Source organism: Citrobacter sp. wls714 (genome assembly GCF_005281025.1).
Classification (GTDB): domain Bacteria; phylum Pseudomonadota; class Gammaproteobacteria; order Enterobacterales; family Enterobacteriaceae; genus Citrobacter; species Citrobacter werkmanii.
The window spans coordinates 16625-33541 of record NZ_SZWZ01000032.1 but is presented as its reverse complement, the minus strand read 5'-3'; the positions used below and the strand labels follow the sequence as shown (position 1 = coordinate 33541).

General features: G+C 50.2%; 18 protein-coding genes. 10 read left to right on the top strand and 8 right to left on the bottom strand.

Annotated elements, in window-relative coordinates; translation table 11 throughout:
- The first annotated feature begins 121 nt into the window (after positions 1 to 121).
- From osmE to chbG, 7 genes are all read left to right on the top strand, one after another.
- Positions 122 to 460, top strand: coding sequence for an osmotically-inducible lipoprotein OsmE (gene osmE, locus FDX11_RS09210; RefSeq protein WP_006684842.1), 339 nt, complete (start codon positions 122 to 124; stop codon positions 458 to 460).
- A 301-nt stretch (positions 461 to 761) separates the two neighbouring features.
- Entirely contained in the window at positions 762 to 1082 is a 321-nt protein-coding gene (chbB, locus tag FDX11_RS09200; RefSeq protein WP_003030620.1) for a PTS N,N'-diacetylchitobiose transporter subunit IIB, read from the top strand.
- Between the two features lie 87 nt (positions 1083 to 1169).
- On the top strand, positions 1170 to 2528 hold the full coding sequence (gene chbC, locus FDX11_RS09195) for a PTS N,N'-diacetylchitobiose transporter subunit IIC (RefSeq protein WP_006684840.1): 1359 nt from the start codon (positions 1170 to 1172) through the stop codon (positions 2526 to 2528).
- A gap of 54 nt (positions 2529 to 2582) precedes the next feature.
- Positions 2583 to 2930 (top strand): PTS N,N'-diacetylchitobiose transporter subunit IIA, encoded by a 348-nt coding sequence (gene chbA, locus FDX11_RS09190; RefSeq protein ID WP_038640158.1) that lies wholly within the window; start codon positions 2583 to 2585, stop codon positions 2928 to 2930.
- Positions 2931 to 2943: 13 nt separating this feature from the next.
- Positions 2944 to 3783 (top strand): transcriptional regulator ChbR, encoded by an 840-nt coding sequence (chbR, locus tag FDX11_RS09185; RefSeq protein ID WP_003030617.1) that lies wholly within the window; start codon positions 2944 to 2946, stop codon positions 3781 to 3783.
- Positions 3784 to 3907: 124 nt separating this feature from the next.
- Positions 3908 to 5263, top strand: coding sequence for a 6-phospho-beta-glucosidase (locus tag FDX11_RS09180; RefSeq protein ID WP_137397798.1), 1356 nt, complete (start codon positions 3908 to 3910; stop codon positions 5261 to 5263).
- 12 nt (positions 5264 to 5275) lie between these two features.
- A complete protein-coding gene (chbG, locus tag FDX11_RS09175) occupies positions 5276 to 6034 on the top strand; it encodes a chitin disaccharide deacetylase (RefSeq protein ID WP_137397797.1) in 759 nt (252 codons plus the stop codon).
- A gap of 37 nt (positions 6035 to 6071) precedes the next feature.
- On the opposite strand, the gene katE is transcribed toward chbG, so the two are convergent.
- Complete coding sequence (katE, locus tag FDX11_RS09170; protein WP_137397796.1) at positions 6072 to 8330, bottom strand: catalase HPII; 2259 nt, start codon at positions 8328 to 8330, stop codon at positions 6072 to 6074.
- A gap of 191 nt (positions 8331 to 8521) precedes the next feature.
- On the opposite strand from katE, the gene cedA reads away from it, so the two are divergent.
- The gene (cedA, locus tag FDX11_RS09165; RefSeq protein WP_071600734.1) at positions 8522 to 8785 is read left to right on the top strand and encodes a cell division activator CedA; all 264 of its coding nucleotides are present in this window, start codon (positions 8522 to 8524) and stop codon (positions 8783 to 8785) included.
- Positions 8786 to 8848: 63 nt separating this feature from the next.
- Here cedA and tcyP read toward each other — a convergent pair whose 3' ends face one another.
- From tcyP to hxpB, 4 genes are all read right to left on the bottom strand, one after another.
- Positions 8849 to 10240 carry a cystine/sulfocysteine:cation symporter gene (tcyP, locus tag FDX11_RS09160; protein ID WP_006684833.1) on the bottom strand — a complete coding sequence of 464 codons (1392 nt, stop codon included), beginning with the start codon at positions 10238 to 10240 and terminating at the stop codon, positions 8849 to 8851.
- Positions 10241 to 10375: 135 nt separating this feature from the next.
- Entirely contained in the window at positions 10376 to 10975 is a 600-nt protein-coding gene (locus FDX11_RS09155; protein WP_087050648.1) for a metal-dependent hydrolase, read from the bottom strand.
- 83 nt (positions 10976 to 11058) lie between these two features.
- Positions 11059 to 11820 (bottom strand): 2-dehydro-3-deoxy-D-gluconate 5-dehydrogenase KduD, encoded by a 762-nt coding sequence (kduD, locus tag FDX11_RS09150; protein ID WP_137397795.1) that lies wholly within the window; start codon positions 11818 to 11820, stop codon positions 11059 to 11061.
- 139 nt (positions 11821 to 11959) lie between these two features.
- Positions 11960 to 12628, bottom strand: a complete 669-nt coding sequence (gene hxpB, locus FDX11_RS09145) for a hexitol phosphatase HxpB (RefSeq protein ID WP_137397794.1) — start codon at positions 12626 to 12628, stop codon at positions 11960 to 11962.
- A gap of 167 nt (positions 12629 to 12795) precedes the next feature.
- On the opposite strand from hxpB, the gene FDX11_RS09140 reads away from it, so the two are divergent.
- A complete protein-coding gene (locus tag FDX11_RS09140; RefSeq protein WP_042308823.1) occupies positions 12796 to 13332 on the top strand; it encodes a YniB family protein in 537 nt (178 codons plus the stop codon).
- A gap of 56 nt (positions 13333 to 13388) precedes the next feature.
- Here FDX11_RS09140 and FDX11_RS09135 read toward each other — a convergent pair whose 3' ends face one another.
- Together FDX11_RS09135 and pfkB are read right to left on the bottom strand one after the other, a co-directional pair.
- On the bottom strand, positions 13389 to 14249 hold the full coding sequence (locus tag FDX11_RS09135; protein ID WP_042308821.1) for a fructosamine kinase family protein: 861 nt from the start codon (positions 14247 to 14249) through the stop codon (positions 13389 to 13391).
- A 268-nt stretch (positions 14250 to 14517) separates the two neighbouring features.
- Complete coding sequence (pfkB, locus tag FDX11_RS09130; protein ID WP_061381454.1) at positions 14518 to 15447, bottom strand: 6-phosphofructokinase II; 930 nt, start codon at positions 15445 to 15447, stop codon at positions 14518 to 14520.
- Positions 15448 to 15734: 287 nt separating this feature from the next.
- Here pfkB and FDX11_RS09125 point away from each other — a divergent pair, with 287 nt between their 5' ends.
- Entirely contained in the window at positions 15735 to 16493 is a 759-nt protein-coding gene (locus FDX11_RS09125) for a YdiY family protein (protein WP_042308816.1), read from the top strand.
- A gap of 165 nt (positions 16494 to 16658) precedes the next feature.
- On the opposite strand, the gene yniD is transcribed toward FDX11_RS09125, so the two are convergent.
- Positions 16659 to 16766, bottom strand: a complete 108-nt coding sequence (yniD, locus tag FDX11_RS25420; RefSeq protein ID WP_227255173.1) for a small membrane protein YniD — start codon at positions 16764 to 16766, stop codon at positions 16659 to 16661.
- Between the last annotated feature and the right edge of the window lie 151 nt (positions 16767 to 16917).

Below are 16917 nucleotides of genomic sequence, written 5' to 3'. Positions count from 1 at the left end.
ATAACATCATTTTGTTTTAATAGAATTTTCCGAAACGGCCTAAGTATCATCTGATTGCTTGAAAAATGCGTTGTTGTGCTCCAGGCTTACATAACACGCTGAAAAACAAGAGGACGAAAAAATGAACAAGAATCTAACAGGAATTCTGGGTGCAGCGGCTGTTTTGACTATGCTGGCGGGGTGTACGGCCTATGATCGTACCAAAGACCAATTTGTTCAGCCCGTAGTGAAGGATGTGAAGAAAGGGATGAGCCGGGCGCAAGTCGCGCAGATTGCCGGTAAGCCTTCTTCAGAAGTAAGCATGATCCATGCGCGCGGGACCTGTCAGACCTACATCCTGGGTCAACGAGATGGTAAAGCTGAAACCTATTTTGTTGCTTTAGACGATACCGGCCATGTGATTAACTCTGGCTACCAGACCTGCGCAGAGTACGACACAGACCCACAGGCAGCGAAGTAGTAACAACTGTTTATTGCCTGAGCACTCTGAACAACCGGCCATCGCGCCGGTTTTTTTGTGCCGCACGATCTTATTTATTGCCGCGAATTATTTGCCCGAAATGTGAGGGGGGTCATAACGACAGGTCAAGGAGAGACAATTTAGTTGGTCAAGGAAATACCATCCACCGGTACAATCCCGTATACTCGTTTCAGCCACCTAAAAAAGTAATTTAGCTGACGCAAGTTACCCAGAGCATGGATGCAGGTTATGGCTTGCGGAGTGTCTGGTTGACAGATAATCGCACATGAGGATCGTTTTAATGGAAAAGAAACACATTTATCTGTTTTGTTCTGCGGGCATGTCGACTTCATTGTTGGTTTCGAAGATGCGTGCTCAGGCCGAAAAATACGAAGTGCCGGTTATTATTGAAGCGTTTCCTGAAACGCTGGCTGGAGAAAAAGGCCCAGCGGCCGATGTTGTGTTATTAGGTCCACAAATTGCTTATATGTTGCCCGAAATTCAGCGTTTGTTACCCAACAAGCCTGTGGAAGTGATTGACTCGCTGCTGTATGGCAAAGTCGATGGTTTAGGCGTGCTTAAGGCTGCTGTTGCAGCAATTAAAAAAGCCGCAGCAAATTAATTATTTTATTTTAATTTTTCCCGTCAAAGAGTTATTTCATTAACATTCACCGCAATTACTGATTGCGGTATTTAAGGGTATTTTTCTATGAGTAACGCTATTGCTTCACTTGAAAAGGTACTCCTTCCTTTTGCTGTAAAAATTGGAAAGCAGCCACACGTTAATGCAATCAAAAACGGTTTTATTCGTTTGATGCCGTTAACCCTCGCAGGGGCAATGTTTGTATTAATTAATAACGTTTTCCTGAGCTTTGGGGAGGGGTCGTTTTTTTATTCGATGGGCATTCGACTTGATGCTTCAACTATTGAAACACTGAATAGTTTGAAGGGCATCGGTGGAAACGTCTATAACGGTACGTTGGGTATCATGTCCTTGATGGCGCCGTTCTTTATCGGCATGGCGCTGGCGGAAGAACGCAAGGTCGACTCACTGGCTGCCGGGTTGTTATCTGTCGCCGCGTTTATGACCGTAACGCCTTATAGCGTGGGTGAAGCCTATGCTGTTGGTGCTAACTGGTTGGGTGGTGCCAATATTATTTCCGGTATTATTATCGGCCTGGTGGTCGCGGAAATGTTCACTTTTGTGGTCCATCGTAATTGGGTGATTAAATTACCTGATAGCGTACCAACGTCCGTATCGCGTTCCTTCTCTGCGCTGATTCCTGGCTTCCTTATTCTCTCGATTATGGGGATCATCGCCTGGGCGCTGAACACCTGGGGTACCAACTTCCATCAGATCATTATGGATTCCATTTCAACGCCGCTGGCATCGCTGGGTAGCGTAGTGGGTTGGGCCTATGTGATTTTTGTTCCGCTGCTGTGGTTCTTTGGTATTCACGGTTCTTTGGCGCTGACTGCCCTGGACAGCGGAATCATGACGCCATGGGCGCTGGAAAACATCTCTATCTACCAGCAGTTTGGTTCCGTAGACGCCGCGCTGGAAGCCGGTAAGACGTTCCACGTCTGGGCGAAACCGATGCTCGACTCCTATATTTTCCTTGGGGGTAGCGGGGCAACGTTGGGTCTGATTATCGCTATCTTCCTGGCATCGCGTCGTCCAGACTATCGTCAGGTTGCTAAGCTGGCACTGCCGTCAGGTCTCTTCCAGATTAACGAACCTATCCTGTTCGGTCTGCCGATCATCATGAACCCGGTTATGTTTATTCCGTTCATTCTGGTGCAGCCGATTCTGGCGGCGATTACGCTGGCAGCTTACTACTCAGGCATTATTCCACCGATTACCAACATCGCACCGTGGACCATGCCAACCGGTTTGGGCGCGTTCTTTAACACCAACGGTAGCGTCGCCGCTCTGCTGGTCGCGCTGTTCAACCTCGGTATCGCAACGCTGGTTTACCTGCCGTTCGTGGTGGTAGCCAACAAAGCTCAGAACGTTATTGATCAAGAAGAAAGCGAAGAAGATATCGCTAACGCATTGAAATTCTAAATTTAATCCGGCATGGCTTCACCGTCATGCCGGACTGAACCAGAGGAAAAAAGTATGTTGGATATCGAGAATATCGTCGACACGCAGTCAGAAGCAGAAGAACTTGAAGAAGTGGTGATGGGGCTCATCATCAATTCGGGTCAGGCGCGTAGCCTGGCATACGGCGCGCTCAAAATGGCCAAGCAGGGTGATTTTGAAGCAGCGAAGACCATGATGGATCAGTCTCGCCTGGCGTTGAACGAAGCGCACCTCGTGCAAACGAAATTGATTGAAGGCGATCAGGGCGAAGGTAAAATGAAAGTCAGCCTGGTGCTGGTCCACGCACAGGATCACCTGATGACGTCGATGCTGGCGCGCGAGCTGGTCACTGAACTGATTGAACTTCACGAGAAGCTGAAATAGCGAGGAGTGCACAATGCAGCTACAGATTAACGCACCGGAAATCAAAACCGTCTATGAACAGCAACTGTTTAATGGCAAAAATTTCCATGTGTTCATCTATAACAAAACTGAGAGCATCAGTGGGCTGCATCAGCATGACTACTATGAATTTACGCTGGTTTTAACCGGACGCTATTATCAGGAAATCAACGGTAAACGCGTATTGCTTGAGCGCGGGGATTTTGTTTTTATCCCGTTGGGATCGCATCACCAGAGTTTCTATGATTTCGGTGCGACAAGGATCCTCAACGTCGGTATCAGTAAACGTTTTTTTGAACAGCACTACCACCCGCTGCTGCCATTTTGTTTCGTTGCATCGCAGGTCTATCGGGCGAATAACTCGTTTCTTACCTACATTGAAACGGTTATTGCATCACTGAACTTTCGTGAGAGCGGACTCGATGAATTTGTAGAAGTGGTCACCTTCTATATTATTAATCGACTGCGCCATCATCGCGAAGAGCAGGTGCTGGATGATATTCCTCAGTGGCTCAAAACCACCGTCGAGACCATGCACGACAAACGGCAGTTTAGCGAGAATGCGCTGGAAAATATGGTACATCTGTCCGCGAAATCCCAGGAGTATCTGACCCGCGCAACCCAGCGTTATTACAGCAAAACGCCGATGCAGATCATTAATGAAATTCGCATTAATTTTGCTAAAAAACAGCTGGAAATGACTAACTATTCTGTAACGGATATTGCTTATGAGTCTGGTTACAGTAGTCCAAGTTTGTTTATTAAAACGTTTAAAAAACTGACGTCGTTTACGCCAAATAGCTATCGTAAGAAATTAACTGAATTTAATCAGTAGATATTATTTTCCAAAAACTCATTTTTTATAGCTTGCCCTAAATAGCGTCGGGACAGTCACGCTATACCTGACAAACGGGTTGAGCATAATACATGTCAGTGTTTTGACACTGAAGGGAGAACGTATGAGCCAGAAATTAAAAGTCGTCACTATCGGTGGCGGGAGCAGCTACACCCCTGAATTACTTGAAGGCTTTATTAAGCGCTATCACGAATTACCGGTTTCTGAATTGTGGCTGGTTGATGTAGAGGGTGGTAAAGAGAAGCTGGATATTATTTTTGACCTTTGCCAGCGGATGATCGACAAAGCGGGCGTCCCGATGAAGTTGTATAAAACGCTGGATCGCCGCGAAGCGCTGAAAGATGCGGATTTCGTTACCACTCAGCTGCGAGTAGGGCAACTTAAAGCCCGTGAGAAGGATGAGCGTATCCCGCTGAGCCACGGTTATCTGGGACAGGAAACGAACGGTGCGGGCGGTCTGTTCAAAGGTTTGCGTACCATTCCGGTTATTTTTGACATTGTGAAAGATGTGGAAGAACTGTGCCCGAATGCGTGGGTGATTAACTTTACTAACCCGGCAGGGATGGTGACTGAAGCGGTCTATCGTCATACAAATTTCAAGAAATTCATCGGCGTGTGTAATATTCCCGTCGGCATGAAAATGTTCATTAGCGATGTGCTGGCGCTGAAAGAGAGCGATGATTTATCTATCGATCTGTTCGGTCTGAACCATATGGTCTTTATCAAAGACGTACTGGTGAACGGCGTGTCACGTTTTGATGAGCTGCTGGATGGCGTCGCATCGGGCGAATTGAAAGCGTCTACCGTGAAGAACATCTTTGACCTGCCGTTTAGTGAAGGACTGATTCGTTCGCTGAAACTGCTGCCGTGCTCTTATTTGCTCTACTACTTCAAGCCAAAAGAGATGCTGGCGATTGAAATGGGTGAATACTATAAAGGCGGGGCACGCGCTCAGGTGGTACAGAAAGTTGAGAAACAACTTTTTGATCTCTATAAAAATCCTGAGCTGAACGTTAAGCCGAAAGAGCTGGAGCAGCGCGGTGGCGCTTATTACTCTGATGCAGCCTGTGAAGTGATCAACGCTATCTACAACGACAAGCAGACCGAACACTATGTCAACATTCCACACCATGGGCATGTCGATAACATTCCTGCGGACTGGGCGGTAGAAATGACCTGCACGTTGGGACGCAACGGCGCCACGCCACACCCACGTATTACTCATTTTGATGAGAAAGTCCTTGGTCTTATCTATACCATTAAAGGTTTTGAAGTGGCAGCGAGCAACGCGGCACTGAGCGGCGAGCTAAATGACGTGCTGCTGGCACTGAACCTGAGCCCGCTGGTGCATTCTGACCGCGATGCTGAACTCCTCGCGCGTGAATTGATTCTGGCGCATGAACAATGGCTGCCAAATTTCGCCGGGTGCATTGAGAAACTGAAAAGCGAACAACACTAACTGAGGTCGGCTATGGAACGCGTACTGATTGTAAATGCGGATGATTTTGGCCTGAGTAAAGGACAAAACTACGGCATTGTTGAAGCCTGCCGCAATGGCGTGGTCACCTCGACGACGGCGTTGGTGAATGGCGCGGCGATTGACCATGCGGTACAGCTGAGTCGTGACATACCTGCACTTGCCGTCGGGATGCACTTTGTTCTGACGCTGGGCAGACCGTTGACGCCTATGCCGGGCCTTACACGTGACGGATTGCTGGGGAAATGGATCTGGCAGATGGCAGAGGAAGATGCTTTGCCGCTGGATGAAATTTCGCAAGAGCTGGCCGCACAGTATCAGCGTTTTATAGACCTGTTTGGGCGGGAACCGACGCATCTGGATAGTCATCACCATGTGCATATGTTCCCGCAGATTTTCCCCATTGTCGCAAGCTTTGCAGCCGAACGAGGGATTGCGTTGCGTATCGATCGTCAGGCGGTGTTCCAGGCGTCTGATTTACCCGACCGGTTGCGTACTTCCCAGGGATTCAGCAGCGAGTTTTATGGCGAAGCGATTTCTGAGGCGCTGTTTTTACAAACGCTGGACGCCTCAGCAGACCGGGGAGAGTCCTCACTGGAAGTTATGTGTCATCCAGCCTTTATTGATAACACTATTCGTCAAAGTGCCTACTGTTACCCCCGCTTAACTGAGCTTGACGTACTGACGTCTTCGTCACTGAAATATGCTATTGCGGAGCGCGGTTATCGTCTTGGCAGTTTTCTGAACGTGTAATTCCTGAGTTTGCGGCGCAATTATGCGCCGCATTTTTTTAGGCAGGGATCGCGTCGATTTTTCCGGCTCGCGACCAGACACGATGCGCAGTCATCAGTGTCAGCAGGGTATCCATAAACTGTGCGTCTGCACTGTCCGCTTCTACCACGCCTTCCTCACTCTGATGTGTGATATTCAATGCAGCTTTAAGCTGGCGAGCATCTCCAGCCAGGGCGATAGGTTTCAGGTGTTTATACGCTTCGAGTAAGTAATATTTAGCATCTCCATTCATGGCGATATCTGCGATATTCCCACCCGGAACGATAACCGCATCAACCGTCAGCGACGGCGAGCCGGCAAAGGTGCCCGCGATCGTCAGGACGGAGCCATCGTCGGCAACCACATTACCCATTCTGGAATAGAGCAACTTGGCATGAACGCCTTTCGCCTGCAGGGCTTGCATAATGGTGAGCAGATCGTCCGCCTTTATCTGATCATTGAGCAGAATGGCGACCACGCGGCCTTTGATATCACCTTTTGAACCCGCATATAGACTAAGCGAAGGCGCATTGGTTAATCCGTTGACATCCGGCGGAGGGGAGATCTGGGTTTGCTCTTCGGTCAGCTCAAAACCGAGGTTGCTGGCCACGGACTGCGCCAGCGTAGTATCAATATGCGCCAGATGATCGACCACTCTTTCGCGAATATAAGGCCGGGTCACCTTACTGAGTTCGAAACTGAATCCGCCAATAATATGCTGTTGCTCTATTGGCGTCTGGCTTAACCAGAACAGGCGAGGGTGGGCATAGTATTCACCGAAAGAGGGGCTACGCTCACGAATTTTATTCCCGTCAATGCGCTCCTGATACGACTCAAATCCACCACGTTTTGGCCCCGGCGGCGTTTCTCGTGGCCAGTTGTCATTGATGGAGTTAGGTTCATAGTTGGCGGGATTGGTATCAATATCCATGCGATGCATACCGTCGCGCTGGAAGTTATGATACGGGCAGGTAGGACGATTGATTGGGATTTCATGGAAGTTGGGCCCACCCAGGCGACTGATCTGTGTGTCCGTATACGAGAACAGTCTGCCCTGTAACAGAGGATCATTGGTAAAATCGATGCCCGGAACGATGTGACCGGGATGAAATGCCGCCTGTTCGTTTTCTGCGAAGAAATTGTCCGGGTTGCGGTTTAGTACCATTTTACCGACGCGCTGAACCGGAACCAGCTCTTCCGGGATGAGCTTGGTCGGGTCGAGCAGGTCAAAATCGAATTTAAACTCATCTTCCTCCGGGATTAACTGCAGGCCAAGTTCGTATTCCGGGTAATCACCGGCTTCAATTGCCTCCCACAGATCGCGGCGATGGAAATCAGGATCGCGTCCCGTCAGTTTCTGTGCTTCATCCCATACCAGAGAAGCTTTGCCAGCCAGCGGTTTCCAGTGGAAGCGGACGAAAGTGGCTTTCCCCTGCGCATTAATCAGCCGAAAAGTATGGATACCGAAACCTTCCATCGTGCGATAACTACGTGGGATCCCCCGGTCAGACATCGCCCACATCACGTTGTGCAGGGTTTCAGGTTGCAATGAGACATAATCCCAGAAGGTATCATGTGCGCTTTGGCCCTGCGGGATAGCCCAATGTGGCTCCGGTTTTACGGCATGGACGAAATCAGGGAATTTATGTGCATCCTGAATAAAAAAGATCGGCGTGTTATTTCCTACCAGATCAAAGATGCCCTCTTCAGTATAAAATTTTGTCGCAAATCCCCGAATATCTCTGACCGTATCCGCTGAGCCTGCGCCGCCCTGGACAGTTGAGAAACGGACAAAAACGGGTGTTATCTTGTTTTCTTCGGATAAGAAATCGGCTTTTGTCGTTGCGCTTAAATCGGTATAAGACTGAAAGTAACCGTGCGCGGCTGACCCTCGGGCGTGAACGATACGTTCTGGTATACGTTCGTGATCGAAATGGGTGATTTTTTCTCGCAGGATAAAATCTTCCAGTAATGTTGGCCCGCGATTTCCGGCGCGCAGCGAGTTTTGATCGTCCGCAATGCGTACGCCCTGATTGGTGGTCAGGGCAAAATCTTCGCTTCCTTTGCGAAAACTGTCCAGCGCGTTGAGTTTGTCACTTCTGATGTCAGGTGCTTTTAAGCTGCCGGACGTAGTAGGTTGCATGCCCGGAGGCGTCGGTTCAGGCGTTGGACGATGTGAACCGTCTGCTGGCGCCAGAGAATCAAGACCAGGTTTGGACTCGCTGGCGTCATGAACCGGCGCAGTGTGATGGAGCGGATGCTTATCTTTCTGTGACATTAAACTCGTCTCCTGTATTCATCGCTGAAAGGGTCGTTGTTGCTGTCAAAAGCTTTAACTATAGACCACTCATTCAGCCCTGCAGGAATATACGGGGAGGTAAAGCGCGATGAGGCAGACAAACCGCGCACGCAAGGCAGGACGCAGGAGGGGAAAATCGGCTAAGATAGCAGTTTTCTGATTTTTAGAATTTGTCTTTAGTGAAACAACTGATTATGAAACCTCTTCGCCAACAAAATCGTCCGGTTATTAGCTACGTGCCACGCGTGGAGCCTGCTCCGCCAGAGCATGCGGTTAAAATGGATGCGTTTCGTGACGTATGGATACTGCGCGGGAAATATGTCGCTTTTGTCTTAATGGGGGAGTCGTTTCAGCGTTCGCCTGCATTTACGGTTCCGGAATCAGCGCAACGCTGGGCTAATCAGATTCGTCAGGAAAATGAACTGAGCGATTGACTGGATATAAAAAACCGCCGGGGCATTACACGCCGGCGGTTTTTTGTTTTTCAGCAAACAGGCTTAGCGATGCGCCAGTTCCGCGTTATCGTCGCTGTCCAGAATCGTTTTATCGGTCTGCTTCAGCCATTGGCTGGTCAGCGTACCGGCAGTCATGGAGCCGCTGACGTTCAGCGCAGTACGACCCATATCAATCAGTGGTTCAACGGAGATCAGCAGAGCAACCAGCGTCACCGGCAGACCCATGGCAGGCAGAACGATCAGCGCAGCAAAGGTCGCGCCGCCACCCACACCCGCAACGCCTGCGGAACTCACTGTCACGATACCTACCAGCGTGGCAATCCACATCGGATCCAGCGGGTTAATACCGACGGTCGGGGCGACCATCACCGCCAGCATGGCCGGGTACAGGCCGGCACAACCGTTCTGACCAATCGTGGCGCCAAATGAGGCGGCAAAACTGGCAATGGATTCAGGTACGCCCAGACGACGGGTTTGTGCTTCCACGTTCAGCGGGATAGACGCGGCGCTGGAACGGCTGGTGAAGGCGAAAGTCAGCACCGGCCAGACTTTACGGAAGTATTTCAGCGGGCTAACGCCGTTCACACCCAGCAGGATCCCGTGTACCACAAACATGATACCCAGACCGAGATACGAAGCGACGACGAAGCTACCCAGCTTGATGATGTCCTGCAGGTTGGAGCCTGCAACCACTTTAGTCATCAGCGCCAGAACACCGTACGGCGTTAATTGCATGACCAGACGAACCAATTTCATCACCCAGCTTTGCAGGGTATCGATAGCGACCAGAACGCGCTCGCCTTTTGGTGCGTCATCTTTCAGCAGTTTCAGTGCGGCTACACCGAGGAATGCAGCGAAGATAACTACGCTGATAATCGACGTCGGGTTCGCTCCGGTCAGATCGGCAAACGGGTTTTTCGGGATGAACGACAGCACCAGTTGCGGAACGCTGAGGTCGGCAACTTTACCAACATAATTGGTTTCGATGGCGTTCAGGCGAGCGGTTTCAGCCCCACCTTGTACCAGACCTTCGGCGGTCAGGCCGAACAGGTTGGTCACCAGAACACCTACCAGTGCGGCAATCAGCGTAGTAAACAGCAGCGTGCCGATGGTCAGGAAGCTAATTTTACCTAACTGAGAGGCGTTGTGCAGACGTGCAACGGCACTGAGTATAGAGGCAAAGACCAGCGGCATAACAATCATTTGCAGCAACTGGACGTAACCGTTGCCGACAATGTTGAACCACTGTACGGAATCTTTAAGAACCTGGCTGTCGGAGCCATAAATGGTATGCAGCGCGAGGCCAAACACCACGCCCATGACCAGACCGACCAGTACTTTTTTTGCCAGACTCCACTGTTTGTGACGGGCTTGCGCCAGCACGAACAGCAGCACTACGAACACGATAATGTTCGCGATTAATGGAAAGTTCATCCCCGTTCTCCTGATCTTATTATGCGGATCACCGTACGATGGTGATTCTGTTGGCGCAAGATTAGCAGAACTGTGACATGCCTCTTATATTCAAATGGAATTGTTTATGCCAAAAATGACATTTCGGCTGATTTATTAGTCAACCTGGTGCGTTATGAAACGATTAAACTGCATTTGTAGCGTATTTATCATTTGCGATGACCAGCGTACTGCACTGTTTTCTTGTACGGTCTGCGGCATCCAGATGGCCCAGGCAAACAGCGCCATACACAGGAATCGCTCCAGTTGATTCCCTTTTTGCGGCACAAGGATCGGCAGGCGAAAACGCCAGCGGCAGGGCCAAAGCAGGGGCACGCCCGCCGGGGTCAGCATATCGGCCAGAATATGGCTGAGATAACCGAGAACCATGCCTTGTAAGGCATCGGCCGGAATTATCCAGGTATCAGGAACTTTCAGGTAAAACGTGGCCAGCAGGGCAAAGACTGCCAGCAGGCTATGCGTAAACCCGCGATGGCCAAATGCGCGGGCAATGGGTTTTGATATCCACTTCAGACGCTGGCCGAGCAGGGATTTTGGATGATCGATATCCGGCAACAGGCACGTTAAAATGGCTGAAGGAACAATATGCCACCAGTCACCCTGCGCAAGAACGGGCGTTAGCTCGGCATTCTTGGCAAATACCGCACAGGCAATAGAAAAAAGAAGGTGGCCTTCCGCCGTCATGATAAAACCCAATAAACTGTCGATTCATACAGTATAGGGGTTTTATACAGTAGGCGGAAGAGGTGACGTTGTAACCCTTTGTCACAAGTGCGCCTTTACCGCGCCAGCCAACCGCCATCCACGGCCAGCGTATAGCCATGTATATAGTCAGAGGCAGGACTGGCGAGGAAAACGACCGGGCCTTTCAGATCGTCAGGCGTGCCCCAGCGTCCGGCTGGAATACGATCGACAATCTCCTGATTGCGCTCGCTGTCTTCACGTAATTGCTGCGTGTTATTGGTCGCCATATAGCCGGGCGCAATAGCGTTGACATTAATACCTTGCGCAGCCCATTCATTGGCCAGCAGGCGGGTGATACCCAGTACACCGCTTTTAGATGCGGTATAGGAAGGAACGCGGATCCCGCCCTGAAATGAGAGCATTGAGGCAATATTAATTATTTTCCCACCGTTACCCTGCGCCACAAACTGGCGCGCCACGGCCTGCGACAGAAAGAACACGGACTTGAGATTCAGGTTCATCACGTCATCCCAGTCTTTTTCGCTGAAGTCCAGCGCATCCTGGCGACGAATGGTGCCCGCATTATTGACCAGAATATCGACCCGACCAAATGCCGCCACCGTTTGTGTCACGATGCCGGAGAGTACGTCCTGTTGGCTGAGATCGGCCTGAATCGCCATAAAACGTCGACCGAGCGCGTTAATTTTCTCTGCGGTTTCATGCGGAGTTTTACGATTTACGCCGACCACATCACAGCCAGCTTCAGCCAGCGCGAGTGCCATACCTTGTCCAAGGCCGGTATCACAGCCGGTGACGATGGCGACTTTACCTGCGAGACGAAAAGCATCCTGAATCATATTCACCTCAATTATTCATTCCATTCACACTTCACCATGCGGAAAGAATAGGAGAGGCTGAGCAGAAATGCAATAAAAATGAAACGCTGTTTTAAAAAAATAATCTCACGGGCAATGATTCGCATTGCCCGTGAGAGGATTAGCCGCGCAGATGAACGGCTGTAAGTTCGGTGAGCGAGGACAGTTTTACGTCGGCCAGTACATAGCGAGGATCGTCCTGATTTTCATGTGCAGGCACCACGATAGAGCGCATGCGAGCCGCTTTTGAGGCGATCATGCCATTGATGGAATCTTCCAGGGCAACGCAGCTCAATGGATCAATGCCCAGTTTCGCTGCGCAATCAAGATACACCTGTGGGTGCGGTTTACTGTAGGGCAGTTTCTCCGCGGAGGCCAGCGCATCGAAGCTGTCGCGCAGATCAAACATGGTCAGCACTTTTTCCAGCATATACAACGGTGATGCGGATGCCAGCCCGACCAGAATTCCCTGCGATTTGCACAACGCCACGGCTTCACGTACGCCAGGCAACAGCGGTCTTGTCTCTTCAACTAACGCAATTGCCCGCGTGATGATACGTGCAGTCACTTCCTGACGTGTGGGACCATTCCACGGTTGCTGCGCAAACCACAAATCAACCACCATGTCGATGCGTAAGCCAAGGGTATCGGGAAGTTCATGGCGGCGAGTGATATCAACGCCTAAACTTGCCATCACATCCAGTTCGGCCTGATCCCAGAGCGGTTCTGAATCGACCAGTAATCCATCCATATCGAAAATTGCAGCAAGAATTTGACGCGGGGTTGACATCACAACCTCTCCTTTAGGGTGATAAAAGGGATTTCGAGCCAGTCATAACAGGCTCTGAGCGTTCATTATGGCTAATTCTCTATTATACCGCCTTTAAAGATCAGGCGAAAACGGTTATCAACGGGTAAACTTAGGCCAAAATGACACGTCTTTATCAAGGGGAACTCATGACGTATCAACAAGCTGGACGCATTGCCGTCTTGAAAAGGCTGGTGGGATGGGTGATTTTCATTCCCGCGCTGATTTCAACACTGGTTTCTGTACTGAAGTTTATGTATGCGCACAGCGAAAAGCAGGAGGGGATTAATGCGGTAATGCTCGATTTTGCCCACGTAATGATCGACATGATGCGGGTGAACACCCCATTTCTTAACGTATTTTGGTATAACTCGCCGACTCCCGATTTTCAAAGTGGACTCAATCTCGTTTTTTGGCTGATTTTCATCCTGATTTTTATCGGCTTAGCGTTGCAGGACTCAGGTGCAAGAATGAGCCGTCAGGCGCGCTTTTTACGCGAAGGCGTTGAGGACCAGCTGATTCTGGAACAGGCAAAAGGCAGTGAAGGGTTATCACGTGGACAAATCGAGTCACGTATCGTGGTGCCGCACCATACGATCTTTTTACAAATTTTCCCGCTGTATATATTGCCGGTGATTGTTATCGTCATCGGCTACTTTTTCTTCTCATTGCTGGGCTTTTTGTAAGCGTTGACATATCAGGCCTGACTCATTGTGTAACGCCAGGCCTGATAAGCGCGTTGCTAAGCCGCCAGTAACCTATCCATCGCTTTCTGCGCCACAACCAGATGCTGCCCTCCGAACAGAATAGCCCGATTCAGCAGCGTATAGAGCTGGTAGACAGGCTGTCTGTCGAGAAAATCCAGGGGGAGCGGCGAGACGGACTGATAACCATCATAAATTTGCGGCGGCTGTTCGGTATGTAACGGCAGCATTGCCAGATCGCACTCTCTGTCTCCCCAGTAGCAGGCAGGGTCGAAGATGTAGGGACCGTTCGGGCCGAGCGCGCAGTTCCCCGACCACAAATCCCCATGCAGGAGCGACGGCTGCGGCTGATGGGAAGCGAGGCGTTGCTGAACATGCTCGACAATGGCGTCAATATTGCCAAACGCAATACCTTTTTCAGCGGCGAGTTCCAGTTGCCAGCCAATACGCTGCTCGGCAAAAAAAGTTGACCAGCGACGTTGCCAGGTATTGGGTTGCGGCGTGGTTGAGAGCGCATTGTCGAAGTCGAGTCCGAACTGCGGCTGATCGCTCCATTCATGCAAATGCGCAAGCTGTTGGCCGAGGATAAACGCGTTGTGCGCGTCAAGCGGACGGGGAGGGAGGAAGTCCATCACCAGGAAACTGTAATCTCTGTCTGCGCCTACCGCCCAAACTTTCGGTACTGATACGGTTTGGCTGCGGGAAAGTAGCTCCAGCTGATCGGCTTCCGCCGTAAAGCCGGTTAACAACTCTCTTTCATCGCATTTGACGAAAAAATCGCGCCCCGCATAGCGTAAATGCCATGCGGCGTGGATCTCTCCGCCGGGCAGTTCATTACGCAGTTCGATTTCGCCTTCACCTAATTGCTCGCTTAAAAGACGACTGATAGCCTGCCACATGATGTCTCTCCCCATGTTGTCTGCCAGATCATAAGGTTAGCGCAAGAATGCGGTTAAAAAACACGAACTGACGCACACCACGGACGCGTCATCGCTCGAAAGGCACTTAATGTTTGTCGTTCTTCTTCATCTCGCACCGTTATGGAGACGTCCGGTTGTACATGATTCACTTCTTTGTAATCACGTGATTTTTTAGCATAGACGTATAACACCCATGCCGACAGTTTTACCGGAACATCCCCCTTCTGTTAAAAGGGGGACGGTGCCATTACTGAGCAAGGTATGCATATATTTTTTGCGTATCGTCCAAAGCGCACAGACGCGTACCCTGATTCAGGGTTGCTGCGCTACCGGCGGCGACACCGAAACGAACAATATCGTCAAAAGGTGCGTTTTCAGCCAGTTTAAGCGTCATAGCGCCGACCATGCTGTCGCCTGCCCCTACGGTACTTTGGCTCTTCACCGGGGGGGGAACCACCTGGACGCAGGTGTCGCGATCAACGCCCAGCGCCCCTTGTGGCCCAAGAGACACCACGACGCGGTGTGCTTTACCCGATTGCACAATCTCCTGTGCGGCTTTACGCACGTCATCGGGCTGGGTGAGTTCGCGGTTCACCAGCGCGCTCAGTTCTTTGAGGTTGGGTTTGACCAGTTCGATATTGCCGATGGCTAACGCCGCCGTTAGCGCCTCGCCTGAGCTATCGACGATGCAGCGAATACCCTGTTTTTGTGCTGAGGTAACGAGTCGGGTTAGCTTCTCAAGCTGTACCCCAGGCGGCAAACTGCCGCTAATCACCAGCAGCGCGCCGGACTCAATTTCCAGCACCTGATCCTGAAGTTGATAGAACTCATCATCGGTCAGCGCAGCCCCGGGCATAACGAAGCGATACTGCTCCCCGCTGGACTCAACGTGGACGTGCAGATTTTGGCGGGTCCAGTCTTTGGCTTCGACCGTAGAGACGGGAACATTTTCGTCGGCGAGCAATGCAACAAGATGCTCTCCCGTGGCCCCGCCCGCGGGGAAGATAGCCGTCGCAGTACCGCCAAGATGAGCAATTGCACGAGCGACGTTGATGCCGCCGCCACCGGGTTCAAAAACCGGCGAAGTACAGCGAAGTTTACCTTCTGGGTAGATTTGCGGAGTAATTGTTGCGCTATCGAGAGAGGGCGCAAGTGTTAACGTATAGATACGTACCATCTTTACCTCCTGTTAGGCTGCCTTCAGTCTGGCACTTAACACCCCGAAAGTGAAGTAATTAACAACATGATTTTTCATATCTTTATTTAAAATTATCGGGCCAAAGTTATATAAATAAAATAACGATTTAAGAACGCTCTTATTCAAAAAATGAAATAAGAATTTATTGCTATGTTATTCGAGTCTTTTTATAATTTGTTACCTTTCAAGGGTCTTTTGTCATTGATCCATATGAAAGTTTCCGAGACCGTTATGGTCTCTTTTTTTGTTGTACGGACTCTTAATAAATGAAGCTTTTGAAGACAGTGCCCGCAGCATTCATGCTGATGGGAGGCCTGCTTGCGTCAATGCATGCTGCCGCCGATGATTCCGTTTTTACTGTCATGGATGACCCTTCCAGCGCGAAAAAACCCTTTGAAGGTAACCTGAACGCGGGATATCTCGCCCAGTCAGGCAACACAAAAAGTTCTTCTTTAACTGCAGACACCAACATGACCTGGTATGGTCAAACCACGGCGTGGTCTCTGTGGGGAAATGCCAGCAATACCTCCTCAAATGATGAGCGTTCATCAGAGAAGTATGCCGTAGGGGGCCGCAGTCGTTACAACATGACCGACTATGACTATCTCTTTGGGCAGGCAAGCTGGTTGACCGACCGTTACAACGGTTATCGCGAGCGTGACGTACTGACCGCAGGTTACGGTCGTCAGTTCCTCAATGGACCGGTGCACAGCTTCCGTTTTGAATTCGGTCCTGGTGTTCGTTATGACGAGCACACTGATGGCACCACCGAAACGCAGCCGTTGGGCTATGCGTCCGGGGCCTATGCGTGGCAGATGACGGACAACACCAAGTTTACTCAGGGTGTATCGGTATTCGGTGCTGACGATACGACACTCAATTCTGAAACGGCTTTGAACGTTGCCATCAACGAACACTTCGGGTTAAAGGTGGCTTACAACGTGACCTGGAACTCTGAGCCGCCGGCAACTGCGCCGGAGCATACCGATCGTCGAACGACTGTTTCGCTCGGTTATCGTATGTAATGACAAGCCGGGTCAAATAATTGGCCCGGTTTTCCCAATTAAAGTTAAGTTTATTTAATATTTAATCTACGTTTTATTTTTACCACATATCAATAACGCACTATTTATCAGATGAATTCGATTTAATAGATAAATAAACGGAACCGCACGGCAGTTGCCAATAATTTAACCCCAGATCATGGCGGCCCAGCGTAGGGGCAGTATTGCCGCACAAATAACAAGCAGAATCACAACTATTCTCCAGTGTTTCTTCGCAAAGCGATTTGCTGGCATAGTTCTTTCCTGCTCATATGCGATGACTTTCGGCAAGTGTAACAAAGACGTCAGGGTGTCAGTGAATTGATTTACATCATACAGTGCGCGTTGATTGCTGCTTTGATCGGCTCGTAACACCGTGTACACTGTCAACGGTGTTATCAAAAAG